The sequence below is a fragment of the Achromobacter sp. MUI-25009338 genome (genome assembly GCF_057359325.1).
In genome coordinates this window covers 5001572-5028342 of record NZ_CM170627.1, presented here as the reverse complement: position 1 = coordinate 5028342, position 26771 = coordinate 5001572, and the positions used below count along the sequence as shown (strand labels likewise).

15 protein-coding genes are annotated in these 26771 nt (G+C 67.3%); 13 read left to right on the top strand and 2 right to left on the bottom strand.

What is annotated here, in order from left to right; genetic code table 11:
* Positions 1-39 precede the first annotated feature (39 nt).
* From AC1IQ6_RS23705 to AC1IQ6_RS23650, 12 genes are all read left to right on the top strand, one after another.
* Positions 40-13956 carry a filamentous hemagglutinin family protein gene (locus AC1IQ6_RS23705; protein ID WP_485865390.1) on the top strand — a complete coding sequence of 4639 codons (13917 nt, stop codon included), beginning with the start codon at positions 40-42 and terminating at the stop codon, positions 13954-13956.
* A gap of 230 nt (positions 13957-14186) precedes the next feature.
* On the top strand, positions 14187-15821 hold the full coding sequence (locus AC1IQ6_RS23700; protein ID WP_479730513.1) for a ShlB/FhaC/HecB family hemolysin secretion/activation protein: 1635 nt from the start codon (positions 14187-14189) through the stop codon (positions 15819-15821).
* Positions 15822-15857: 36 nt separating this feature from the next.
* Positions 15858-17729, top strand: a complete 1872-nt coding sequence (locus AC1IQ6_RS23695) for a DUF2341 domain-containing protein (protein ID WP_111826378.1) — start codon at positions 15858-15860, stop codon at positions 17727-17729.
* Positions 17730-17740: 11 nt separating this feature from the next.
* Positions 17741-18160: an ExbD/TolR family protein gene (locus AC1IQ6_RS23690; protein ID WP_102775444.1), complete on the top strand. Its 420-nt coding sequence runs from the start codon at positions 17741-17743 to the stop codon at positions 18158-18160.
* A gap of 10 nt (positions 18161-18170) precedes the next feature.
* Positions 18171-18896, top strand: coding sequence for an energy transducer TonB family protein (locus AC1IQ6_RS23685; RefSeq protein ID WP_102775445.1), 726 nt, complete (start codon positions 18171-18173; stop codon positions 18894-18896).
* A gap of 42 nt (positions 18897-18938) precedes the next feature.
* Complete coding sequence (locus AC1IQ6_RS23680; protein ID WP_102775446.1) at positions 18939-20672, top strand: putative porin; 1734 nt, start codon at positions 18939-18941, stop codon at positions 20670-20672.
* A gap of 14 nt (positions 20673-20686) precedes the next feature.
* Positions 20687-21391 (top strand): DNA repair protein, encoded by a 705-nt coding sequence (locus AC1IQ6_RS23675; RefSeq protein ID WP_168202229.1) that lies wholly within the window; start codon positions 20687-20689, stop codon positions 21389-21391.
* Positions 21392-21424: 33 nt separating this feature from the next.
* Complete coding sequence (locus tag AC1IQ6_RS23670) at positions 21425-21940, top strand: YbjN domain-containing protein (RefSeq protein ID WP_485865389.1); 516 nt, start codon at positions 21425-21427, stop codon at positions 21938-21940.
* Positions 21941-21968: 28 nt separating this feature from the next.
* Positions 21969-23015 (top strand): peptidylprolyl isomerase, encoded by a 1047-nt coding sequence (locus AC1IQ6_RS23665; protein ID WP_485865388.1) that lies wholly within the window; start codon positions 21969-21971, stop codon positions 23013-23015.
* A gap of 175 nt (positions 23016-23190) precedes the next feature.
* Positions 23191-23406, top strand: coding sequence for an MbcA/ParS/Xre antitoxin family protein (locus AC1IQ6_RS23660; RefSeq protein WP_168202231.1), 216 nt, complete (start codon positions 23191-23193; stop codon positions 23404-23406).
* 14 nt (positions 23407-23420) lie between these two features.
* On the top strand, positions 23421-23876 hold the full coding sequence (locus AC1IQ6_RS23655; protein WP_102775450.1) for an RES domain-containing protein: 456 nt from the start codon (positions 23421-23423) through the stop codon (positions 23874-23876).
* Between the two features lie 170 nt (positions 23877-24046).
* Complete coding sequence (locus AC1IQ6_RS23650; RefSeq protein WP_485865387.1) at positions 24047-25021, top strand: Bug family tripartite tricarboxylate transporter substrate binding protein; 975 nt, start codon at positions 24047-24049, stop codon at positions 25019-25021.
* 12 nt (positions 25022-25033) lie between these two features.
* Here the strand turns inward: AC1IQ6_RS23650 and AC1IQ6_RS23645 are convergent, their stop codons facing one another.
* Both AC1IQ6_RS23645 and AC1IQ6_RS23640 read right to left on the bottom strand, forming a co-directional pair.
* Entirely contained in the window at positions 25034-25453 is a 420-nt protein-coding gene (locus AC1IQ6_RS23645) for a hypothetical protein (protein ID WP_102775452.1), read from the bottom strand.
* Positions 25450-25890 (bottom strand): Fur family transcriptional regulator, encoded by a 441-nt coding sequence (locus AC1IQ6_RS23640; RefSeq protein ID WP_102775453.1) that lies wholly within the window; start codon positions 25888-25890, stop codon positions 25450-25452. The genes AC1IQ6_RS23645 and AC1IQ6_RS23640 overlap by 4 nt, the downstream gene beginning before the upstream one ends.
* Positions 25891-25989: 99 nt before the next feature.
* Between AC1IQ6_RS23640 and AC1IQ6_RS23635 the strand changes: the two genes are divergently transcribed.
* On the top strand, positions 25990-26769 hold the full coding sequence (locus AC1IQ6_RS23635) for a helix-turn-helix domain-containing protein (protein WP_102775454.1): 780 nt from the start codon (positions 25990-25992) through the stop codon (positions 26767-26769).
* Positions 26770-26771: the final 2 nt, after the last annotated feature.

Below are 26771 nucleotides of genomic sequence, written 5' to 3'. Positions count from 1 at the left end.
ATGCTGCCATTTTCACGCTAGATCCTGGAACCGTCGCACATGACTCACCCCGCTGTTTCCGCTCGCTATCGCTTGACCCCTCTGGCCGCGTCGCTGTCGGCCTTGGCCATGCTGAGCGCATTGTCGCTGGGCAGCGCATCCGTTGCACACGCTTCCGGCGCGTGGTGGGTCGGCGCGGACGTCGCCAAGCAGACGCGCACCCTGCGCCAGAACTCGCCGGGCCTGAGCGCGCAGACGGCGGCCGAACAGCGCCGCCAGGCGACGCAGCAACTGCGCCGTTCGGTCGACAACCTCAATCGCGTGGCCGGCGAAGCGGGCGCCATCGCCCAGGCCCAGGCGCGCCAGACAGCCGCCTGGCAGAAGGAGCGCAATCGCCCGGCGCAGGCCGGCGACTCCCCCGACGGCCTGACGCAGGGCGGCTTGTGGGACAAGGACGCCAACGGTCAGGCGCTGCCCTGGATCGGGGTGTCCGACAAACGCGCCGTGGCCAGCAATGCCCAGGGCAAGACCACGGTGACCATCGAGCAGACCCAGGCCAAGGCGATCCTGGACTGGGACACTTTCAACATCGGCCGCAACACCGAGGTGGTGTTCGATCAGGCGACTTACGCCAACGCGGCCGCCCGCAGCGGCGCGCGAACCGCGCAGTCGGAGTGGGCGGTGCTCAACCGCGTGGTCGGGGCCTCGGCCAAGCCCAGCCAGATCCAGGGTTCGATCCGCGCCGATGGCTCGGTCATGGTGGTCAATCAGAACGGCGTGATTTTCACCGGCAGCAGCCAGGTCAACGCGCGCAACCTGGTGGCGGCGGCGGCCAGAATCAGCAACGACCAGTTCCTCAGCCGCGGCATCTACGGCGCCGACGCCAACACGGCCTCGTTCACCGAAGCCCTGGGTAATGTCTCGGTGCAGGCGGGCGCATTGATTCAGACCCATGAGCCCGCCAGCGTGACGCAGGGCGGCGGCTATGTGCTGCTGATGGGCCAGGAAGTGCGCAATGACGGCGACATCCGCACCCGCAAGGGCCAGACGCAGTTGGCAGCGGGCGACAGCTTCGTGATCCGCAAAGGACTGGTCACCAACAGCACCGATGGCGGCACGACCTACTCGACCACGCGCGGCAATGAAATCGCGCCCAAGGCCGACGCCAATCTCGACCTCGCGCGCATCGACCCGGCGATTCAGCGCGGCCTGGTGCAGAACACCGGCCTCATCCAGGCCCGCGAAGGCGACATCACCCTTGCCGGCCACGACGTGCGCCAGAACGGCGTGGCGCTGACAACGACCTCGGTCAACGCGCGCGGCACCATCCATTTGCTCAATAGCGCGGGCGACGCGCAAGGCCAGGTCACGCTCGGCAAGGATTCCATTACCGCCATCCTGCTCGAAGACGATGGCCAGTCCGCCTTCGATGGCCAGCGCAATGCCTTGATCGAAGCGTCCGCCACGCTGGACCAGCAGCGGCGGGGCATCAGCGGCACCTTCGATAATCTGTCCAAACAGTCCGACCGCCGGGACCAGTCCCGCATCGAGATCGTCTCGGGCCAGAACGTGGATTTCACCGACGGCAGTCTGACGCTGGCTACCGGCGGCCAGGTGGCGGTGAGCGCCGAAGGCAGCGCCACGATCCACGCCGGCGCGGCCGTGGACGTCTCGGGCGCCGTGGGCGTGCAAGTGGCGATGGCCTCGAACAACGTCCAGATCAACATTCAGGGCAACGAGCAGCGCGACGCCTCGGGCAATCGCGAGTCCGGCAATCTGAACAACACCAATGTGTGGGTGGACCGCCGTTACCTGGTGCTGGTTCCGGCCGGTACGGGCGGCTATGAAACCGACCGATGGTATACCCAAGGCGGCCTGCTGGAAGTGGGCGGGTACCTGGGCACCACCGGCCATACCATCGGCGAGTGGATGGCGCAGGGCGGCACGGTCAACTTTGCCGGCGGCGGGGTGACGACGCGAGCGGGCTCGAGCATCAACCTCTCGGGCGGCTCGCTGGACGTGCAAAGCGGCTATCTCAACCAGAGTTGGCTGCGCGGCGGCGACGGCCGTCTCTATACCGTGGATCGCGCGCCGGGCGATCTGCTCTTTCCCGAGGACGCCTCGTACACGGGCTATGAACGCAAGAGCGTGCGCTGGGGGCGCACGGACACCTTCCTCAATCCCTTGATCGCCAAGGCGCAGCGCTGGGAGGAAGGCTACACGGTGGGCCGCGACGCGGGCCGCCTGATCATCGGCACGCGCCAGGCCACGCTGGACGGCGATGTGGAAGCCAAGGCTTTTCAGGGCGTGCGGCAGATCAACGCGCCGCAGTCGCGCCTGGACGGCTATCAGCAGAGCCAGACGGCCGCGCCGCGTCGCGCGGGCCTGATCCTGGGCAGCTGGCAGCCGGTGTATGACGAGGCCTCGGGCAATCTGCGTTATACGCCGGGGGCGGTGGCTGACGAGATCGTGCTGGGCATGCCGCGGGATTCGGAGGACGCCGAGGCGGCATCGACGCAAACCGACCCTGCGCGCATCACACTGAACGCAGACTGGCTCAATGGTCTGGAACTGGGCGAGTTGCGCGCCTACGCGAACGGCGCCGTGCAGGTCGACGGCGCGGTCAAGGTGGCGGCGGGAGGCGAGATCGCGCTGCATGCGACGCAAGTCGACGTCAATGCAGACCTGACCGCGCGCGGCGGCGCCATCACCTTGGGCGACATGGTCGAGCAATACCCCAACGTCAGCTCGGGTTGGCAGGACCTGCCATTGGCGACGACGGCGCCGGCGGGCTATACGGCGCGTGTGTCGATTGGCGAAGGCGTGACCCTGGACGCGCGCGGCGTCTGGAGCAATCTGCAGCAAGGCGACGGCAACCTCGGCGGTCTGCCGTACATCGACGGCGGTCGCATCGTCGCGCGCAGCAGCGGCGACGTCACCGTCGGCAAGCGCGCACTGTTGGATGTGTCCTCGGGCGCGGCGCTGCTGGGCGATGACAGTCTGCTCGGAGGCAAGGGCGGCGACATCACGCTGGCCGCCGATGCCTACGCGGCGGCCACCGCCGCCAAGGGAGGGCTGACGCTGCAAGGCGAATTGCGCGGTTACGGCGTCGAAGGCGGTGGCACGCTGACCCTGCAAAATGGCAGCGCCGTCGTGATCGGCGGACTGGTGGCTGGCGCCGACGGCGCCTTGCAGGCAGGCCAGAGCGCGCCGGTGGACCTGGTCACGAGCGAAGATTTCACCATTGCCGAAGGCGCGGTGTTGCCCCTGGACTACCACTCCATCCGCACGCACGCCAATCCCGGCGAGGCGGTGGGCGGCGCGCCAAGAGTGATCGCGAGCGATTCGTCGACCTGGCTGACGGTGGGAGCTGATTGGACCCTGCCCAAGGCCAGCAGCGAAAACGCCTCCTATAGCGTTAACCTGTCGAACGGCCAGTCCCTGAGGGTCGCGGGCTATACCGGCAGCTGGTACGTGCCGCCGACGTTGCCTGCGGGTACGGTCATCACAGGGATCGTCAACCCGGCGAACTTCCCGACCAACTATGTCGTGGATGCCGCGATACATGCCAATGGCATACCGCTTGCGCCCACGCCGGTTGTGATCCCGGCGGGTAATCTCGCGCCCACGGATGTCACCTTCTCGGCCGGGACCTTGATCCGCGCGGGCGCGAGCCTGCCGCGCGCGGTAGCGGTCGAGCCCTTGCTGCTGCTGGACGCCGGCCTTTTCCAGCAGGGGTTCTCGCATTACGCGGTGACGGGCGGCGATGGCCTGGCCGTGGCCAAAGGCGCCGATCTGCGCGTGACCATGCCGGTCTTGCAGGCCGACTTCTCCGTCGCGCGCGGCGTCGCCACCGGCGCCGATCCGCAGACGGCGCTGTCGATGTGGCTGCCGCCTTTGTTCACCGAAAGCCCGACGCGGGGCGCGCTGACGCAGCGAGGCGGCGCAAGCCTGACCCTGGCCGCCGGCAACGCGCGCAGCACGTTGGAGAACGCCGATGCGCCGCCGCTCGTCATCGCCGAGGGCGCGCGCATCGAGGTCGATCCGGGCAAAAGCATCGTCTTGCGGAACAACGGCCAGATCACCATCGACGGTACGCTGCGCGCGGCGGGCGGACGCATCGGCGTCTACGGCCTGGGCGCCGGCGCGCAGGACGTCACGCGTCTCAAGGGGCATGACGGCTCGGTGTGGATCGGGCGCGAGGCGGTGTTGGATGTTGCGGGCCTGGCTCAAAGCGCGCTGGATAGCCAAGGCCGTCGTTACGGCACGGTGCTCGATGGCGGGCGCATCGAGATCGGCGGCGCGTACCGGGCGTACGCCACCGAGGCCGACGCCATCGACAATTTCATCGTCATCCGCGAGGGCGCGCGCCTGGACGCCTCGGGTGCGGCGACGACGCTGGATATGAACGGAATGGGCGCGTTGCGGGTGGCCTCCGACGGCGGCGTGATCCATCTGGCCAGCTTCAACGGCCTGTATCTGGATGGAGAGATGACGGCCGCCTCGGGCGGCGCGGGCGCGGCCGGCGGCACGCTGTCGCTGGCGCTGGAGTCGCCCAACTACCGCATCGGGGGCAGACCGGCAGACCGCGTGCTGGCGCCGCGTGAGTTTCAATTGCTGCGGGAACAGACGCCGGAAGGCCTGGCGGCCGATCTGCGGCCAGGCCAAGCCGATGCCGGGCTGGTCTATGGCCATGGCCGCATAGGCGCCGACCGCATCGAGGCAGGCGGTTTCGACAACCTGTCCTTGTTGGTCAACGGCGTCTTGTCGCTGGAAGGCGGCGTCGATCTGACGCTCGGCCAGGGGCTGAACCTGGCCGCCACGGCCTTCGCGCTGACCGACGGCGCTTCCGCCGGCAGCCGCGTCGCGCTGGCCGCGCCCTATGTGCGCCTGGCGGGCGCCTCGCGTCTGGGCAAGGACCAGCACATCATGCCGGCCCTGAACGCACCCACCTCGACCCAAGGCGGCATGGTCGAACTGGGCGACGCCACGCAGCTGCGCGTGGAAGCCGGCGTGCTGGATGTCATCAACAAGGTTGCGTTCGGCGCCTATGGCTATTCGATGCAGGGCGACAAGGCACTGGTGTCGCGCCAGGGATTCGAACTGGTGGAACTGCGCAGCAGGAACGATCTGCGGTTCCTGAAGCATACGGTCGGCGACCGTACGTCCCTGACGACCGAAGGCGATCTGTTGCTGGCGGCCAGCCAGATCTATCCGGCCACCGGCGCCCTGGGCGAGGTGATCGCCGGGCGTCGCGGCGCGTTCAACCAGTGGGGCTCCTATGAAACCCGCTACGACGCCGCGCGCAGCCTGCGTATCGAACGTAGCGGAGACGGCGCCGCGCCGCCCACGCCGTACTCGGCCTTCGGCACGTTGCGCCTGTATTCGGCCAATATCGAACAGAGCGGCGTGCTGCGCGCGCCGCTGGGTATCCTGGAACTGGGCATCGCCGCGAGCGGCGAACAACCGCCGGGCACGATCACCCTGCGTCCGGGCAGCATCACTTCGGTGAGCGCGGCGGGCCTGCTCATGCCTTATGGCGGCACCGTCGACGGCCTGACCTATAACTACGCGGGCGCGGATGCCTTCTATGCCGGCCTGGGCGGCGCGCTGGGCAATGTGAGCCTAACGGCCGACAGTATCGAGGTCCAGTCCGGCGCGCGGATCGATCTGTCCGGCGGCGGCGAGCTGACCGGCGCGGGCTTCTTGACGGGGCGCGGCGGGTCGACCGACGCGCGCCTGAATCCGTTGATGCAGGTGAAGTGGGATGGCAGCGGCTTTACGCTGCCGTCGCTGTCCAGCAACCCGGTCTACGCCATCGTGCCCGGCGCGCAGCCTGCCGCCGCGCCCATCGCGGCGGAGAAGGGCGCGGGCGATCCGATGATCGGCCGGCAGATCACCGTCGGTGACGGCGTGCCGGGCCTGGCGGCCGGGACCTATACCTTGTTGCCGTCCACCTATGCATTGCTGCCTGGCGCTTTCCGCGTCGAGTTGAATGGCCGGGCCGTCGGCAACGCCGCGTTCGGCAGCGGCGGGCGCATGCGCAATGCGTCCTACACCACGGCCGCCCGCCTGGGTTTCGCCAACACCGGCATTGCCGACGTGCAGACCACCTCGGTGGTGTTGACGCCGGCCGACACGCTGCGCACCTACTCGAACTTCAACGAGACGAGTTACGCGCAGTTCGGCCAGAATTGGGCGCTGCGCGACGGCGCGCCGCGCCCGCAGCTCGAGCGCGATGCGCGGCAGCTGAACCTCACGCCGGGAAGCCGGCTGGATGTCGCCGCCGGCACGGTGGACTTCACCCCCGCCAAGGACGGGCGAGGCGGCGCCGCGGTTCTGAACGGCAGCCGCATCGAGATTCTGGCCGACGGCGCCACGCCCACCGAAGGCTTTGCGGGCACGTCGGTTCATGCCAGCACGCTCAACAACTTGAAGGCGGCCACCATCAGCATCGGCGGCGCGCCGACCTCCACCTTTGTCACGCAGACCGCCAGCGGATTCTCCACAGAAAATTCCTGGCAGGTCGGCCTCGGCAGCGGCACGACCGGCGAGCTCATCCTGCGCCGGGGCGCCATGCTGGAAGCCGGCTCCGTCTTCCTGGTGGTGAGCAACAAGGAACAAGGCCTGACCATCGAGCAGGGCGCGGGCATCAATACGCTGGGACGGGGCAGGGCGGCCTGGGATTCGAACGACGGTTATGTGCTGCGACCAGGACAGGCCGGCGTGCTGGCCGTCACCAACGGTTGGCTGAACCTGACCTCGCCGACGGCTGACGATTACGGCATGAACGGGGCGGGCTATCTGCACATCGGCACTTGCGCGGCGGGCGCAAGCTGCGCGGGCGATACCATGCTGTATTCGGAAGGCAGCATCACCGCCGCGACCAACAAGTCGCTGGAACTGGGCGAGTCGGTACGCTACGGAACGCGCAACCTGACGCTGGCCGTGGGCGGCATCAACATCGGCACGACCGCGACGCTGGCGCAGGCCAAGGCCGCGGGTGTCCTGCCTGCCGGCCTCACGCTGAACCAGGACGTGCTGTCGCGCCTGTTGCGGGGCGACATCAGCACCGGCGCGCCGGCGCTGGAGAACCTGATACTTACCGCAAGCGACTCGGTCAATTTCTACGGCAGCGTGGACCTCAGCACCATCGACAAGGCGACGGGCAAATCATCGCTCGAGCGTCTGGTGCTGGGCGCGCCAGCCTTCTACGGGCATGGCGGCGCGGGCGACGTGGCCCGCATCGAGACCGGCACGCTGGTCTGGAACGGCGCGACCACGCCTGCCGGCAATGTCATCGCGGGCGGCGCGGGCACGGGCAGCGGCCGCTTTGTGGTCGATGCCCGGACCATCGAGTTCGGCTACGGCCCGCTGAGCCAGCCCGACACCGTGGGCACGCATGAGCGTCTGGCATTGGGCTTTGCCGGCGTCGACCTCAACGCCAGCGAGCGTATCACCGCCAACCATAAGGGCACGCTGTCGGTCTATCAATCGCAGGGGGCCTGGGACGAGGCGGCCAAGGCCTGGACCTACAGCGGCGGCAATCTGCGTCTCAACACGCCGCTGCTCACGGGTCAGGCGGGATCGGTCAACAATATCAAGGCGGGCGGCGCGATCGTGGTTGCCGCGCCGGCCGGTTCGGCGTCGCCCCTGGCCGACAACGCGACCCTGGCGAATGCGCTGGGCGCGACGCTGGGCCTGGATGCCGGCACGCGCCTGACGCTGGATACCGCCGTGCTGCTGCCCAGCGGCAAATTCACGGCCTCGGCGCAGCAGGATGTGGTGCTGGAAGACGGCGCGCAGCTGGACCTGGCCGGGCGTGAACTGCATTTCTTTGACGTCAGCAAGTACAGCTGGGGCGGCGACGTCGTTCTCGACAGCCGTCAGGGCAGTGTCGTGCAACAAGCTGCGTCGACCATTGACCTGTCGGCGAAGCAGAACCGCGCGGGCAGGCTGACGGTGCTCGCCCTGGCGGGTACGGCCGACCTGAACGGCACGATACGCGGCGGCAGCACCGGCCATTACGATGCGGGCGGCACGCCCGTGCCATATGCGGCAGGCTACATCGACGTACGAGCCGGGCGGATCGCGGATTTCTCCGGCCTGAACTTGCGCCTGACCGAAGGCGAAGTCTTCGGCGGCCGCAGCTTCCAGCTCAAGCAGGGCGATCTTGTCATCGGCAGCGAACTCAAGGCCCGGGAGATCAACATCTCGGTCGATAACGGCAGCCTGACGGTCAACGGCACGATCGACGCCAGCGGAGAACGCGCCGGCAGCATCCGCCTCGCCGCCAACCAGGGCGTGACGCTTGCCGGCAGCGCCGTGCTCGACGCCAGCGCCAGCGTATTGCGCCGCGACAGCTACGGCCAGGTCATCGAGGCGCCCAACCGCGCCATCGTGGAGATCGACTCGGGCAATGGCCGTCTGACATTGGCCGACGGTGTGCGCATGGACCTTGCCGTGGATGGCGCAAGCGCGAACTACGGCACGGTGACCTTGAATGCCCCGCGCCTGGGCGGCGCCAGCGGCAACGACGTCGACATCGACGCCCGGGGCGCGGTAGTCATTACCGGAGCCAGGTCCATCGCCGTCAACGCCTTCCATTCCTATGACGATGCGCCGGTTGGCACGGACGCCTCTGTCGACGGCCGCAGCTATCAACGCATAGACCAGGCCTACCTGGACGCCAAACATGCCGACAGCATTGCCTTCATCAACAACGCCCTGGCCAACGACACGCTGATGCAGGGCAAGCTCGCGGGGCTGCGCGGCTATACCGAGCAGTTCCACCTGCGCCCCGGCGTGGAGATCGTCAGCAACGCGGCGGTCAATCCCCATGGGGATCTGCATGTGGATGGCGATATCGATCTCTCGGGCTATCGCTATGCCAGCGTCAACCCGGGTACGCAGCGCACCGGCGTCTACGGTTCGGGCGAGGCCGGCGCGCTGGTGCTGCGCGCCCAGGGCGATCTGACGCTGTTCGGCAGCATTACCGATGGCTTCGATACGACCAGGCTGGGGGTGACGAACGACGACAACGGCTGGGTCCTGCCCGCCGGCCGCATGCCCTTCGGCGGCGATCTCGTCATCCCGCACGGCGGCATGGCGACGCTGGATGCGGGCACGCAATTCGCCAGCGGCCGCACCCTGAACTATGACTTGCCGGTCGACGGCCTGACGCTGCCTGCGGGAACGCGTCTGCCCGTCACCATGCCGCTGGCGCAGCGCTTGACGCTGCCCGCCGGCACGGTGCTGGCCTCGGCGGTGCTGGATGCCTCGGGCAACGTCGTTCACCCCGCCGGCTCGGTGGTGCAAACGCCGCTGACGCTGGACGCCGGCATGCAGCTGGCCGCGGGCCTCCGCCTGCCCGCGCAGGCGGAGATCGGCGCCACCATCTGGCCCAAGGGCGTCATGCTGCCGGTGGCGATGAAGCTGTCACGGCCGCTGGCGCTGGCCAAGGGCGCGCTCGTGCCTTCCGAGACCGACGTGGTGCTGCCAGGCGGCGTCGAGATGGTCAACTTGCGGCCCACCGGCGCCGATGGCACGCAGGGCCGCAATCTTGCGCTGGCGCCGATGCTGCCGGCCGGCTCGCAGTCCTGGGATCTGCGCCTGGTGGCGGGCGCCGACCTGCAGGCCGCGGACACGCGCCTGACCCTGGCGAACACGACGGCCCAGCTGCGCCTGGCGGATCCGCATTTCGGCCTGGGCGCCATGGTCACCGAGGTCCCGGGCACCGGCGGCAAGCCCTCTTACGTATGGGGCGACCTGAGCCAGTTCCAGGCCTTCATGGACATGATGGGGGTCGCGCTCAGCTCGCCGCCGGTATCGGGCGAGCCCGTCACGCAGGCGCAGATCGACGAGCTGGTGGCGTTCGGGCTCATCGGTTCGACTCCCGACGAACTGAATGTCTACGGCATGGGAGAGATGGTCAATGTGAAGGCTCCGGGTTTTGCGTGGGCCGACCTGAGCCAGTTCCAGGCCTTCATGGACATGATGGGAGTCGCGCTCAGCACGCCGCCGGTATCGGGCCAGCCTGTCACGCAGACGCAGATCGACGAGCTGATCGCGTTCGGGCTGATCGGTTCGAGTCCCGATGAATTGAATGTCTACGGCATGGGAGAGATGGTCAGCGGGTCGGCCGGCGGCCCGCCGGAGACGGTCACGTCCTATCATCCCGCGCGCCAGCAGCTGTTCAGCGTGCTGCGCACCGGCGCGGGCGACCTGGACCTGGTGTCCGGGGGCGATTTCAATATGACCTCGCTTTACGGCGTCTATACGGCGGGCACGCCGTCGGCCTCGATGGGCGACGCCTATCAGCGGGCGCGGGGGCGCTTGAGCGACGGCACGATATTGCGCGCCGAAGGCGCGGGCTTCGAGTCGCTGGTCGATGGCGGCGCCCAAAGCCTGTACGCGGCCTGGTATCCGGAGCGCGGCGGCAACGTGCTCCTGCGCGCGCAAGGCGATATCAAGGGCGACCTGATCGGCGGCAACGAGAACTACGGCGATCCTGCGGGTTATAAGTTCTGGAACTCGCGCGAGCAGATTCCCACGGTCACGGTGGGCAGCTGGTTATGGCGCCAGGGCACGGGCAGCATCGGAACCGGGCCCGAAGCCACGCCGGCTTCGTGGTGGATCAACTTCGGCACCTATGTGGCGGGCGATGCCAGAGGCACCTACGACGCGTTCGGTTCACGCTTGTTCAACAACGATCCGTTCCTCGTGGGCTTTACCGGCATCGGCACGCTGGGCGGCGGCAATCTGACCGTGGAAGCGGGCGGCGACGCCGGCATCATCGATGCGCGCGGCATCGCTTCGAGCTGGAACCTGCGGGCGCATACACCACGCAGCCAGGGCCTGCACCTGGCCGTGGCCGGCACCGGCCGCATCACGCCGGCCGGCGAGCTAGTGCAGACCGGCGGCGGCGATCTTACCTTGCGCCTGGGCGGGGCGCTCAACCCCAACCCGCAATTGCGGCGCAACGAATACGACCTTAACGGCACTTTCGTCAACCTGCGCGGCGCCACGGCGATTCATGCCGGAACTGTCGGCGGCGTGAAGGTGAACTACGGCGGCGGGCGGGACCAGATGGACTCGCGCCTGGGCAACGTGTATACGGCCGCGGGCGGTGTGGCCGCCGGCGGCCCCATCCTGGTGCTGGGCGACTCGGCCGTCCGTATCGATACGCGCGGCGACCTGGTGCTGGGCGGCGCGGCCGATCCGGGCCGCACGATGCAGCTCAGCGCGACGCCATTCACCTACCAGGGCGCGGCGCATGACGGCGACGGCTGGAGCTGGTTCTCCCTTTGGACGCCGGCCACCGCGATCGATCTGTTGAGCGCGGGCGGCAATCTTACGCCGACCTCGGCCTGGGATGACATCGCGGGCAGTGAAGACGCGCGTTGGGACAGCGCGGGACATAATCAGTCGGCCAACGGCGACGGCTCGTTCTATCCGTCGATCCTGCGCGCGGTTGCGGCCAACGGCAGCCTGTACTACGGCGCCAGCGCAAGCGGCGCGACCGCCGCCATCCAGGGCCCGGTCCTGCGCTATGGCCACGGCACCGTACTGGCGCCGTCGCCGGTGGGCGCACAGTTTGTCAACGCCACCGGCAAGGGCGAACTGCAATTGCTGGCGCAGGACTCTATCCTGGGCGCGGGCTATGTGCTCTCGGCCTCCACGGCCGATCCGCTGGCCATGGCCAGCCCCTTCCGCCCCGGGTTTGTCGGCAAGCTGGCCGAGACCGGCGGCGGCCCCTGGGGCGGGTCCGCCCTGTTGGTCACCAACGCCGCTGCCGAATCGCAGCCCTACAACGACTGGATCACGATCGGGTACAGCGGCGCGCCGAACCCCGATGGCGGACGACGGAATACGGCTGCGCTGTTCACCTTTGGCAGTCCCGCGACCATCGCGGATGCGGTCGCGGGGCGTGCGCCGGCGCGCTATTACGCGGTGCGGGGCGATATCGTCGGCTTGCGCGTCGGCCAGGCTGTGCTGCCCAGTTTTCAGGCGGATTTCGAGCAAGGGCGTTATGAGGCGTCGATCCCGGTGTCGATCCACGCCGGCCGGGATATTGTCGGGTCCGGCACCACGCTGGGCGAGAAAGACGCCACCGTGGGCGCCGCCAAGGCGGGTAACGCTTCGACGCGCGGCAACCTGATCGCGCATGCCTATGCCGACGAGATATCGGTGGTGGAGGCCGGCCGCGATGTCCGTGACAGCAGCTTCTACATCATGGGGCCCGGCCTGCTCGAAGTGTCGGCGGGCCGTCACGTCTACCTGGGCAACAAGGGTGAAATCAAGAGCCTGGGGCCGATCGGCGGCGGCGCCGCGTCGGGGGATCGCAGCGGCGGCGCCGGTATTTCGGTGTCGGCCGGCATGGGCGAGGGCGTGTACTGGAACGCCTTTGCCGAGCGCTATCTGAATCCGGCCAATCAGGCAGCGCTGGATCTGCCGCTGGCCGACCAGCCGGGCAAAGTCGTGACGGTCTACGGCGGCTCGCTGAAGCTGGAGCAATGGCTGCAAGACGAGTTTGGCTATACCGGCGACGCGTCGGGCGCCGAGGCTTTCCTGACGCAAAAGCAGGCCGAGCTGGATGCGGCGCGCGCGGCCGCGCTTGCCGAGGGGCGTACCGCCAGCAGCCGTTCGCTGGCGCGCGAGTTCCAGCGGGAGAGCCAGCTGCATCTGGTGAACTGGTTGAGCGAGCGCTTTGGCGGCGCCAACGGTCTCGCCCTGCATTACGATGCGGCGACCATGGACGCGCGGACCTTCTTCGACGCGCTGCCGGCGCAGCAGCAGCGCGCCTATCTGCGCAATGTCTACTACGCCGAGTTGCGTGAGTCCGGCCGCGAATACAACGAGGCCGGAGGCAAGCGCGCCGGCAGCTATCTGCGTGGCCGCGAAGCCATCGCCACGCTTTTCCCCGCGCAGGACGCGCAGGGCAAGGCGTTGAGTCATGAAGGCGACCTCACCATGTTCAGCAGCGCGATCTACTTCAACGCTGACTACGTGAGCAACCCCATCGGGCAGTCACGTCCGCGCGCGGGCGCCAAATACATCACCAAGGCGCAGTGGGAGGCCATGGGCAGCCCCGGCTACAACGTGTCGTTCTATGACGTGTTGGACGCGGGCATCCACACCAACTTCGGCGGCGACATCAACCTCATGACGCCGGGCGGGCGCACGCTGGTCGGCATAGACGGCGGCTTCAATCCGGGGCCGGGTTCGGGCGTGATCACGCAGGGCGACGGCAATATCAACATCTATGCGATGGACAGTATCCTGATGGGTCAGAGCCGCGTCTTCACGACCTTTGGCGGCAGCATCCTGGCCTGGTCGGCGCAGGGCGACATCAACGCCGGTCGCGGCAGCAAGACCAGCATGGTCTACACCCCGCAGCGCCGCGTGTACGACAGCATCGGCAACATCGCGCTGTCGCCGACGGCGCCCAGCACCGGCGCAGGTATCGCGACGCTGAATCCGATCCCCGAGGTTCCGCCGGGCGATATCGATCTGATCGCGCCGCTGGGCACCGTCGACGCGGGCGAAGCGGGTATTCGCGTCTCCGGCGATGTCAACGTGGCCGCCTTGCGCGTGGTCAACGCGGAAAATATCCAGACGCAGGGCGAGGCCACCGGCATCCCGGTGATCGCCGCGGTCAACGTCGGCGCGCTCACCAGCGCGAGCACGGCGGCCTCGAACGCGGCCACGGCCGCCTCCGATGCGGCCCAGGGTGCACGCGCCGCCGCGCAGAAGGCCCTGCCGTCGATCATCAGCGTGCAGATCCTGGGCTTTGGCAATGAACCGCTTTCGGGCGGCGCCCCGGCGACCGAGCCCACCAGCGCGGTGCCTCCGGCCGGGCAGCAGGCGCAGCGCTATACGCCCAACCACATGGTCCAGGTGCTGGCCCGCGGCTCCCATCCGCAAGGCGACGTGTCGAGCCTGACGCCGGACGAGTTGCGGAGTCTGGGCTTGTAAGCCCGATGCGGGATGGCGAGTCAGGCCGCGGCGGCAGGGGACGCGCCGCGGCCAAGGCGCGCGCCCCGCTTCCGCGGATTTCTGCATGAAGTTTTTGTGACATCGAGCACTCCGCACGATCGCCGTTCGTCTAGGAATGTGTAAATGAGCATGACAGCCGGTTTGCTGGCGTATCTGCCCGAGCCACGGCTGTCTCCATTCCTAAACCAACCGGTATTGAGTGCGGTTCCATGCATCAGTTGAAAAACGCAGGACAGGGCGTGTGGTTCAAGGTCTTGGGCGCGGCATTGCTGGCGCTGGGCATGCAGCCCGGCGCCCACGCCCAGGATGGCGCAGACGAGGCTGCCGCGCCGCCTTCCCGGCAAACGGACGAGCGCCGCGTCAACATCAGCGAATACATCGTGCGCGGCAACTCGGTGCTCAACGCGACCGATATCGAAAAAGCCGTCTACCCATTCCTCGGGCCTGAACGCACGATGTCCGACATCGAGTCGGCCCGTAATGCTTTGCAAGACAGCTATCACCAGAAAGGTTATCAATCCGTGTACGTCGACCTGCCCGAGCAGCAGGTGACGGGCGGGGTCGTGATTCTGCAGGTGACCGAGACCAAGGTGGGGCGTTTGCGCGTGGTGGGCGCGCAGCACTATTCGCCGCTGGAGATCCGCGAAGAGGTGCCGGCGCTGCAGGAAGGCGAGGTGCCCAACTTCAATAAGGCGCAGGTCGAGCTGACGGCGCTCAACCGTACGTCCAGCCGCCAGGTCATGCCGCTGGTGCGGGAGGGCAAGTTCCCCGGCACCATGGACGTCGACCTCAAGGTCGAAGACAAAAGCCCCTGGAGCGCCAGCGCGGGCCTGAACAACGATTACAGCGCCGACACCGAGAAGCTGCGCGCCATGTTCACGCTCGGCCATGACAACCTGTGGCAGCGCGGCCATGCATTCTCGCTGACCTTTTTCACCGCGCCCCAGGAACCGTCCAACGCCCGGGTTTGGTCGGGCTCGTACTCCATGCCCCTGTCCGACCGCTGGAGCCTGCAATTCGCGGGCTACAAGTCCGACAGCGACGTGGCCACCATCGGGGGCACCAATGTGCTGGGCCGCGGCCACTCGTTTGGCGCGATGGCGACCTACAGCATGGAGCCGTTGGGCAATTGGTACAACAGTTTCTCCTTCGGCCTGGACTACAAGGATTTCGACGAGCAGATCCGTTTCGGCGATGATCGCGATCGCGTGCCGCTCAAGTATCTGCCGTTCACGCTGTCGTACGACGGCTATCGCTATACGGAGATTGCGCAGAGCTCGGTCAGCATGAGCCTGGTCGCGGCCTCGCGCAGCATGTTCGGCGTGGGCAGCAGCGAAGAAGACTTCGACTACAAGCGCTACATGGCCAGCCCCAGCTTCGCGCTGTTGCGCGGCGATCTGACCCACACCCAGAACTTTGGCCGCGATTGGCAGCTGTTTGCGCGCGGCGGCTTCCAGCTGGCGTCGGGCGCGCTGGTGTCCAACGAGCAGTTCTCGGCTGGCGGCGCGACCAGCGTGCGGGGCTACCTGGCCGCGGAACGCGCGGCCGATGAAGGCCTGATGGCGTCGCTTGAATTGCGCACGCCATCGCTGTCGCGCTGGACCGGCCCGCTCGTGAATGAATGGCGCTTCTTCGCTTTCGCCGATTGGGCATTCCTGCGCCTGCGCGATCCGCTGCCCGAGCAACAGCATTCCTTTGGCCTGGCCAGCGTCGGCCTGGGTACCCGCATACAGGTTTTCGACTGGCTGTACGGCGGCCTTAGCTGGGGCTATGCCCTGCGCGACGGCGACGTCACCAAGAAAAACGATTCGCGCCTCAACTTCAATCTGCGCGCCACCTATTAACCCATACGGATGAAGGCCTTCCGGAGCACGACTACCATGCAACGCTTACTCTTTCTGATGCTGACCCTGGTCGTCAGCGCGTTCCCGCTGACCGCCAAGGCTTGGTGGCAGGCGGATTGGAACTTTCGCAAGCAGATCTCGGTGGATACGACGGCGCAGGCCGGCGCCATCAATGACAACGTGGGCCGCGTGCCGCTGCTGGTGCGCCTGCACACCGGCAACTTCGCCTTTGACGGCGTCAATGAAAACGGCTCGGACCTGCGCTTTGTCGCCAGCGACGACAAGACCGTGCTGAACCATCAGATCGAAAGCTTCGATCCGCTCTTGGGCATGGCGCTGGTCTGGGTCGACATTCCGGAGGTCGTGGGCGCGCAGCGCCAGGATATCTGGATGTACTACGGCAACCAGCAGGCGCCGGCGACTTCCAACGGCCAGTTGGCTTTCGACCCCAACTACACGCTGGTGTACCACTTCAACGGCGCGCCCGACGCGCCGCCGCGCGATGCCACCGCCTACAGCAACCACGCGCAGACCGCGCCGAACGGCCTGGTGGACGGCGTGATCGGTCGGGCCGCGCAGTTCTCCGGCGGCGCGCCGCTGATGCTGCCCGCCAGTCCCTCGATGGCGCTGCCTTCCGCCGGCGCCTTCACTTTCAGCGCCTGGGTGCGCGCCGACCAGCCCGCCGGCACGCAGCTCGTCTATGCCCGTCGCGATGGCGGCAATTCGCTGCTGATCGGCTTGGACAATGGCGTGCCCTTTGTCGAGGTCAGCGGCCAGCGCTCGCAACCCGGCCAACCGCTGTCGCCGGCCGCCTGGCAACACCTGGCCGTGACCGCCGATGGCAGGCAGGTCGTGCTGTACGTCAACGGGCAGCCCGCCGCCACCCTGGGCGTCAGCCTGCCCGCGCTGAACACGGTCGCCGCGATCGGCGGCAACGTGCCCGGGGCCGCGGCGGCGGTTCCTGCTGCCGCGCCCGCCGAAGGCGATGCGGCGACGGCTGTTCCCGCCGCTGACGCGCAAGCCGCCGCGCCTGTAGCGCCTGCCGTGGTTTACACGCCTTTCATCGGGGCCATCGACGAAATCCGCATCTCCAAGATCGCGCGTCCGGCGGCGGTCATCAGGGCCGACGCGTTGGCCCAGGGCGCCGAGTCGCGCCTGGTGGCCTACGGCGCCGACGAAGAGCAATCGGGCTTCGGCTTTGGCGGCCTGGGCTATCTGCTCAATGCCGTCCCGCTGGACGCCTGGATCGTGATCGCCGTGCTGGTCTTCATGATGATCCAGTCGTGGGTGGTCATGATCTCCAAGAACCGCAAGGTTGCGCGCGTGGAAGAAGGCAATGCCCGGTTTCGCCAGGCTTTCTCCAAGGTCGGCAACCGTCTTGAGATGCTGATGGACGACGCTGCGCTGAAGGGCGCCTTGGGCGAGGCTCCGCTGTGGCGTCTGTACGAAGTCGCCGTCAACGAACTGCGGGTGCGCCGTGCGCAGGGCGCCGACACCTCGTCGATCTCCGGCGCCACCATAGAAGCCATCCGCGCTTCCATGGACGCCGTTCGCACCAGAGAAGCGCAGACGCTGGGCCGCCGCATGGGGGTGCTGTCCAACGCCATCGCCGGCGGCCCGTACATCGGCCTGCTGGGCACGGTGCTGGGGATCATGGTGGTGTTCCTGGGCACCGCCATGGCGGGCGACGTGAACATCAACGCCATCGCGCCGGGCATGGCGGCCGCGCTGCTGGCTACCGCCATGGGGCTGTTCGTCGCGATCCCGGCGCTGTTTGGCTACAACCGGCTGCAGGGTCGCAACAAGGACGTGGGCGCCGACATGCGCGTGTTCGTCGATGAGTTCGTGACCCGCCTGGCCGAGGTGCATGGCGAAAGCCAGGTCGCCGAAATCGCTCGCGCTGCTTAAGGAGATTCGACATGGCATCCGTGTCCACGAGCGATGACGATGACGGCGCGCCCGTCGACGGCATCAACATCACGCCGCTGGTCGACGTGCTTATGGTGGTGCTGGTCATGTTCATCCTGACCGCCACCGCCCAGATCTCCGGCATCCAGGTCAAGCTGCCCAAGGCCAGCAGCACGGTGTCGCTGGCCCAGCCCAAGACCAAGGCCATTTCCATCAACGAGGCCGGCCAGGTGTTCCTGGACGCCTATCCGGTGACCCTGCAGGAGCTGGAAGACCGTCTGCGCACCGAGAAGGCGCTGAATCCGGACTTTCCGATCATCGTGCGCGGCGACGCCGTCGTGCAGTACCAGAAAGTGGTCGAGGTACTGGATCTGCTGCGCCGTCTCGAACTCTCCCAGGTTGGCCTGGTAACCGGCAAGCCGACCCCTTAGAGCGCGCAACATGTCGTCGAACTTTCCTGATCCAGCCGAACGCAAGGGCAAGCGCCGGGCGGTCCGCATCGCCAAGGGCGTGGGGATCGTGGCGGTGCTGGCCGCGCTGGGCTATTTCGCCTGGCAATGGGCCAACGATATGGCGGGCGTGAAGCGACAGGCGCCGCAGGTGCCCGCGATCATTCCGCTGCCGCCGCCTCCGCCGCCGCCTCCGGAACCCGAACAGCCGCCGCCCGAGCCCGAGACAAAGCCGGAAGAAGTGGTCGAGCCGGAACCGCAGCCCGAGCCCGAGCCGATGGAAGAAGCGCCCAAGCCCGAGGACAACGCGCCGCCTTCGCCGTCGGACGATCTGGCCGACCCCATGCAGATGGACGCCGATTCGCAGGCGGGCAGCGACGCCTTCAATATCGGCGCGGGCCAAGGGCGCGGCATGTCGGGCTCTGGCGGCGGCCGCGCCGGCAACGCCACTTACAGCCAGTACATGGCCTACGCCCTGCAGAAGATCCTGCGCGAGGACGATCGGACTCGCAATCTGATTTTCCGCATGAACGTCGACATCTGGCTGAACCAGGCCGGGCAGATCCTGCGCGTCGAGCTGACCCGTTCCAGCGGCGATGCCGAGATCGACGAAAAAGTGATAGCCGCGCTGCGCGCCGTGCCCTCCGTGGGCGAACGTCCGCCAGCCTCGGTCAGCATGCCCATCCGCGCGTCCTTGTCGGGCCGCCGCCCATCCTGACCGCATTGTCCTGAACGTGATTCCTAGATTCGGAGTTTGAAGATGAAATTTGAATCCACACGATTGGCCGTTGCATTGGCCGTCGCTATGGTGATGGGCGCGAACCCTGGCGCCGCGCAGGCGCAGACCTCCTCCAACGCCACGATCAACCTGATCCGCATGCTGGTCGAGCAGGGCGTGCTCAAGCAGGAGCAGGCCGACGCCCTGGTCAGGCAGGCCGAGGCCGAAGCCGCCCAGGCCCAAAAGACCCAGACGGCGCAGACGGCCCAGATCGGCGCGGCGGGCGCCGCTATCGCCCAGCCGGGCGACGTGCGCGTGCCCTACATCCCCGAGTCCGTGCGCGCCAGCATCCGCGACGAGGTCAAGCAAGAGGTCATGGTCCAGGCCAAGGCCGAGAACTGGGCCCAGCCCAATACCTTTCCCGACTGGGTCTCCCGCATCACGGTCGAAGGCGACGTGCGGGCGCGCTACGAGTCGCGCCTGTACGACTCGTACAACGCCGACAACATCATCAACTTCAACGCGTGGAACAACAACGGCCCGATCCGCATCACCGCCAACGGCCAGGATTACTCGCTGGATTTCCCGTACACCAACACCCGCCAGGATCGTCGCAATATGCTGCGCGTCCGCGCGCGCCTCGGCGTCAAGGCCCAGATCTCGGATCAATGGCTGGCCGGCGTGCGCCTGGCTTCGGGCAGCGATGACAGCCCCGTGTCCACCACCCAGACGCTGGGCGGCGGCATGAGCAAAAAAGACGTGTGGCTGGACCAGATGTACATCGCATATCGCCCCAGGGAGTGGGTCAACATGACGGCGGGCCGGGCCGCCAACCCCTTCCTGTCGACCGACATGCTGTATTCGAACGACTTGAACTTCGACGGCGTTTCGGCCGTGTTCAAGCAAGCCCTGGCCGACCGTCCGGTCACGATGTTCGGCACCCTGGGCGCATTTGCCCTGGAACAGACCTTCGGCAAGTGGTCCGACAGCAGCTGGAGCGAAGGCGAGACCGAGAACAAGTGGCTGTTTGGCGCGCAGGTCGGCGCCAAGTGGGAAATCAATAAACGCAACACGCTGACCGGCTCCCTGGCGTATTACCGCTTTGACAATATCTCCGGTCAGCGGTCGTCGCCTTGCCGCACCGACTACGCGGTCTGCGATACCGATTGGTCGCGCCCGGCCTTCATGCAGCAAGGCAACACCGCCTTCCTGCTGCGCAACCTGATTCCCGCCATTCCCGGGGACCCGACCAACGCCGCCAACGACCAATACCAATACGTCGGCCTGGCCTCGAAGTTCAACCTGCTCGATATGAACCTCATCTGGGATACCGAGGCTTTCGACGGTCTGGGCCTGCGTCTGCACGGCAACTACGTGCGCAACCTGGCCTACGACGAAGGCGAGATGCGCAGCCGCGCCGGCGGTGTCGGAAACATCGTCAACAATCGCGCGGGCGCGAACGGCGCGTCGATAGAAAGCGGCCCCAATGCCTGGATGCTGCAGGCGGCGTTGGGCCGCGGCCTGGACTTGCGCAACAAAGGCGACTGGATGGTGTTCGCGGGCTACAAGTACATCCAACCCGACGCCATGCCGGACGGCTACAACGATTCCACGTTCCATCTGGGCGGCACCAATGCGCGCGGCTACTTCCTGGGCGGCGGTTACGCCTTTGACGACAACGTCTACGGCCTGGTGCGCTGGACCAGTTCCAAGGAAGTCTACGGCGCGCCGTACGCGGTCGACATCGTGCAAGCGGAAATCAACGCGCGCTTCTGATGGGAAAGGCAAACATGAGAACTTCAGTTCGTACCCGCATGCAGGCGCCGGGCCGCCTGGCGGCATTGGGGCTCGCGCTCGCGGCGGTCCTGGGCGCGCCCGTGACGGCCCAGGCGCAAAGCATGGAAGAGCGCCTGCGCACCGAGCTGCGCAGCGTCACGCAACAACTGCAACAGCTGCAAAGCGAACGCGCCCAGCTCAACGCCGCCAAAAGCACGGCCGAAGCGCAACGCGACGCCGCGCAAAAAGAGATCGAGCAACTGCGCGGCCAAGGCAAGCAACTGCAGCAAAAGCTGGAGGCGGCGCAGACCGAAGCCGGCAAGTTGGACCAGGTGCGCGAAGCTGCCCGGGAACAGGTCGCCGCCAGCCAGGCGCATGCCGCCCAGGTGCGCGGCGCCTACGACGAATTGCTGGGCATGGCGCGCGCCAGCGAGGCCAGGCGCAACAGCCTCGAAACCGCGCTCAAAGCAAGCGAAGGCCTGCTGACGATGTGCGAAAGCAAGAACGCCGATATGTATGCCGCCGGCAAAGAACTGCTGGCGGCCTACGAGTCGTTCGGCACGGGCGACATGCTGAAGATACGGCAGCCCTTTGCCGGCAAGGCGCGAGTCCTGTTCGACGAGCAGGCCCAGGCCTATGGCGACAAGCTGTACGACGCGCAGTTCATTAGAGACGCGCGCCAGCCGCCGGCCGCCGCGGAATCCAGGCCCGCGGATTGAGTTTTCATTTTTCTTACATGGAAGCAACACACAATGACTGACAGCACTTCTCTCATTCAGACCGTCACGGCCGACAGCCTGACCGAGCTGCTGCAAGACGCCGGCCTGCGAGTGAGCCGTTCCGATCAGAACGGCCCGGTGCAGTTGCTGAGCGCCAGCCAAGGGGCGGGATTTTCCGTGCGTTTCGGTAACCCCGGGCCGAAGGAGGGCGAATTCGTCGACTACACGTTCAGGTGTGCGCTGCACGTACAGGGCGAACTGCCCGACGACCTGGTGGGTTCATGGAACGTGGGCAAGCGTTTTGCGTGCCTGACGGTGCAGGGCGGCTCCTTCCTGGTGCTGGAAATGGACGTGGTCGTCGCCGGCGGCGTCAGCCAGAACCACCTGCGCGCCATGATCGAACTGTGGGACCGCCTGCTGCAGGAGTTCTTGATGTTCCTGCGCCAGTATGTTCGGCAGGAGGGCGGGCAGCCGCCGGAGGCGGCCGGGGCCGCGGCGCAAGAAGAGGGGGGAGCGGCCAGCCACGCGGCGCAGGAAGCCGTCGCGTGATCGTGATCAGTCCTTTTCGAGAACGTTTATGAACGAATGCAATATCTTGCGCGCGGTGGCGGCAGCGGGTTTGAGCGTGGTCTTGCTGGGCGCCTGCGGCGACAAGAGCGAAGCCCAGGCCAAAACGTCGGAAAAAGCCGCCGCACCCGCGCAGGCCAGCGCCGACGGGACGCCGGCGGCCAGGCAGACCGCGACGCCTGCGGACAAGCCTGTCGCCACGCTGGGCGAGGTCTCGATCTCGCGGGCCGACATCGAGGACGTCCTGCGCGGCCTGACCATCGAGCAACGGACGCAGCTGCAGGCGGACCGGGCCTCGCTGGACCAGTGGCTGCGCGCGCGCCTGGCCGAAAAGGCCCTGATCGCGCAAGCCGGCAACCAGGGGTGGGCCAGCCGCCCGGAGATTCGCCGCGCGCTGGAACTGACCCGCGACCAGGTCGTGCTGCGAACCTATCTGGACTCTGTCAGCGAACCGCCCGCGGACTACCCTTCCCGGCAGGAACTGCAGGCCGCCTACGATCAGAACAAGGCGCGTCTGACCGTGCCGGCGCGCTATCGCATCAGCCAGATCTACCTGGCCGCGCCGTATACCGACGGGCAGGCCGTGGCGCGCGCCAGCAAGCAGGCCGCCGATCTGGTCAAGCGCGCCCGCGCCGAGAAAGCGGATTTCGCCGCCCTGGCGCGCGAGTACTCGCAAGACAAGACCACCGCGGAAAAAGGCGGGGACAGCGGCGAAATGGCGCTGCAGCAGTTGATCCCGGGCCTGCGCGAAGTCGTGCAGAAAATGGCCGAGGGCGAGGTCAGCGATCCGATCCAGCTGCCCGGCGGCATCCACATCGTCAAAGTCGTGGACGTCCGCGAAGCGCAGGCGCAACCTCTGGCGCAAGTGGAAGATCAACTGCGCGCCGCGTTGCGCACCCAGCGCCAGCAGCAAGCCGCGCGCGCCTACCTGGAGGGTCTGATCAATGGCGGAACAGTCAGTATCGATGGCGGGGAAGTCAACGCCGCTTTCGAGGCGGCATCTCATCCAGCAGTCAGCGCGGCGAGCCCCCCTCCATCCCCGGTGGCCGTTCAATAAGGACGATGCCGGGCAGGGCGCGCGCGTCCGGCTCAACCAGCGCATCCGGGCGTCGCTGGGCTATGTCAGCTCGCCCAGGTCCGTCGCCATCGGGCCGGCGCTGCTCGACGCCCTCCAGGACAGCCTCACGCCGGAACGCCTGGCGCGGCTGTTGCCCCAACCCGGGCCCGCCGCGATGAGTCGCGAGTATGTCGTCGCGCTGTACCGGGGCTTGCGCGTCGTCTGGCTGGCCGAGTTGGTCTTTGGCGATAGGGACGCGGCCCGCGCCTGGCTGGACCAGCCCAAGGTCCGCCTGCAAGGCCGCGCGCCGCTGGACTCGGCGCGCACCGCGAGAGAAGCGGATTTGCTCGAACGTTGGCTGATCATGATCGACGAAGGCAGCTTGATATGACGACACTTTGGCGCTTGAGCAACCGCGACGCGCTGATCGGCACGGCGCCCCTGGCGAGCCGTTGGACCCACGCCGGCGCGCCGGTCATCGTGCTGGATGCGTCTCCCGTCGCCGCGTTGCTCGCGCGCCTGGCCCTGGTCGAGGTTCGACGTCCCGACGAACTTCCGCGCGGCTATCGCCTGCTCGAAGTGCAGGTCCCGGCGCGCTGCATCGCCAGTCCCGAGCCGCCGCGTTTCTGGCCGCACGACCTCGGCGTCACCCGCGCCTTCGGCCGCAAGTGGCTGGAACAAGGCCCCTTGCTGCTGCGCGTGCCTACCATGGCAGGCGCCCCGCAGTTTCTGCTGAACTGCGCGCATTCCGATTTGTCCCTGTGCAAGACCAGGGAGGGAGAGGCGCATCCTTTCCTGGGGATGATGGGCGCCGTCGAGTCGGTGCTCGCGGACGGCAGCGACTGGTTGAGCTATTCGTAGGCTTCGAAACGCCGTCGGCCATCGCGGGAAATCCTGTCCTATGCCAACAGGACTTATTGGCATGGGATTTTCTGCAGAATGGGCGCGAGCCAGTATCGCGGCGCGCCGACGGACGACCGGCCAGGTCGAGTCTCCCGCGCATGTTGGCCGCACTAGCCAAGGAGACAGACTTGAACCGACGCCACTTTCTTGAAGCGCTCGCGGTCACGGCCATGGCCGCCGCCCCGCTGGCCCGCGCACAGGGCACCTATCCCAACCAGGTCATCAAGTGGGTGGTGCCGTACTCCGCCGGCGGCGGCTCAGACACCCTGGCGCGCACGCTGGCCGAGGCCATGCGGCCCATGCTGGGCCAGCAGATCATCGTGGAGAACCGGCCCGGAGGCGCAACCAATATTGCCGCGGAATACGTGTCCCACGCCAAGCCCGACGGCTACACCATCATGTCCACGGGCAGCGGCGTGTTGGCCTTCAACGAGCACCTGTTCAAGAAGCTGTCTTTCAGTCCGGAAAACGACTTCACCTATATCGGCGCCATCGGCAAGTTTCCGCTGGTGCTGGTGGCCAGCCCGGAGTTTCCGGCAAAGGACTTCAAGGCTTTCCTGGCCATCGCGAAAGAAGCCCCGGGCAAGCTGGACTACGCGTCGCCCGGACATGGATCGTCGCACCGCCTGGCCATGGAGCTGCTGCAGCGCCAGACCGGCACCCGCATGACTCACGTGCCCTACCGGGGCGCCGCCCCGGCCATCCAGGACCTGCTGGGCGGCCGGGTGCCGGTGATGTTCCTGGACCTCGCGTCGGGCGGCTCGATCATCAAGGCGGGCAAGGTCAGGCCGCTGGCCATCGGCTCCAAGGCGCGTTCCCCGCTGCTGCCCAACGTGCCCACGCTGGCGGAACTGGGCGTGCCGGACGCCGAAGTCTTCGCGTTCCAGGGACTGCTCGGCCCGGCGGGCCTGCCGCAGGACGTCGTCGCGCGGCTGAATCTGGCCTTGAACGCGGCGCTGACTTCTCCGGCGGTGGTCAAGCGTTTCACGGACTTCGGCTTCGAACCCCTGCTGGGCTCGCCCGAGGCCTTCAATACGCTGGCGCGCGCCGAAGCGGCGCGCTGGGGCAAGGTCATCCGCGCCAACAACATCTCGCTCGATTGAGACGGCGGGCGGTCAGTCCACGATGAAGCCGCCCGGCCCGCTCTGGCCGAGCAGTTCGCGCGCGCACTGCGTGGCCTGGTCCCGGGTCGCGACCGCCAGGAACGGCAGGCCGAAAGCGCGCGTCATTTTCTCGCTGCGCTGGCGCAGCTTGCCCAGCATCTCGGCGTTGCTTTCCACCGCGATGAACGCCCGGCAGCGGGCCTTCAGGCGCGGCATGTTCACGGTCTGCCATTCGATCATGGCCTTGCGGTCGTCCTGGCCGGCTTCGTGCTGCATGTCGGGCACCACCATGACGAAGGGGCGGGGATTGTCCACCAGCAATTCCATCTCGCGTATCCAGTCGGCCGAATAGCCGGCCGGCGCGCCGGCGTGCTTCGAGGTGACGATGGGAAAGCGGGATAGGTCGTGGAAGCGAAACTGTTCTGGATTCATTCGAAGGCTCCATGTAGTGGGGTGGGGGCATCGCGCCGGCAGCCGCAGGCGCCGTACAGCACCAGGCTGTAGGAATCCAGCAGGAAGCCGCTGCGCTTGGCGATCTTTCTGACCAGCTGCGCCATGGCGGGGTCGCTGGACTCCAGGATGCGGCCGCAATGCGTGCAGACCAGGTGGTCGTGATGCCCCTTGTCGTTGAGCTCGTACACGGTGGTGTGCGTGTCGAGCTGAGTCCGTTTGAGCAGGCCGACGGCTTCAAGTTGCGTAATCACGCGATAAACCGTGGCCAGGCCGATGTTGCTGCGGTCGGAAATCAGGTAGCGGTAGACGTCGGCCGCGCTCAGGTGCAGGCCGGCGTACTGGTGGAAAATGTCCAGGATTTTCATCCGGGGGAAAGTGGCTTTGATGCCGGCATGGCGCAACGGTGTGTGGTCCATGGGAATATCTCGGTCGGGAGTCGTTGATGAGAATGATGTACATTTTCAAAAACTCCCGCTCGCCGGAAACCGTCAACCTGTAGCTCAAACCTGCCAACCATGCTCCACGTCGCCACCGTTCCTTCCTTGCCGGACGTATTGCTGACGCCGTTCAACGTCCATGGCCCGCGCGAATCCAAAGGCATCGCCGTGCCCGAGCACGTCCATGAAGAGGGCATGCTGGTGCTGGTGCACGCCGGCCTGGTGGTGGTGCAGGCCGGCGCCGAGGTCTGGACGGTGATGCCGGGCAGCCTGGGCTGGATTCCGCCCGACGTGCAGCATGGCGCGCGCTGGTTCGGCGAGGCGCGCGGATCGTTCCTGTACGTGCGGCGCGACGCCTGCGGGCGCCTGCCGCCGGTCTGCCGGTCGTGGCCGTCGTCCAGGCTGGTCGAGGCCCTGATCGACCGCTTCACCGGGCCCGACGCGCAAGCGGTGCCGCCGGCCTACCAGGCGCAGCTGTTCGACGTGCTGCTGGAAGAACTGAGGCAGCGCGAGCACGAACCCGTGCCGCTGCCCATGCCGACCGATCCGCGCCTGCAGGAACTGGCCCATACGCTGCTCGACACCCCGGACGACACCGCCGGTATCGACGAATGGGCTCAGCGGCTCAATATGTCTTCGCGCACCCTGATGCGGCGCTTCCGCCATGAAACCGGCGTCACGCTGGGGCAGTGGCGGCAACGGGCCCGCCTGCTGCGCGCGCTGGAATTGCTGTGCCGCGGCGGTTCGGTCACCGAGGCCGGACTGGCGGTGGGATACGAAAGCACCAGCGCGTTCATCGGCAGCTTCCGCGCGGCGTTCGGCGCCACGCCCACCCGCTACCTGGCCGGGCGCGGGTAAAG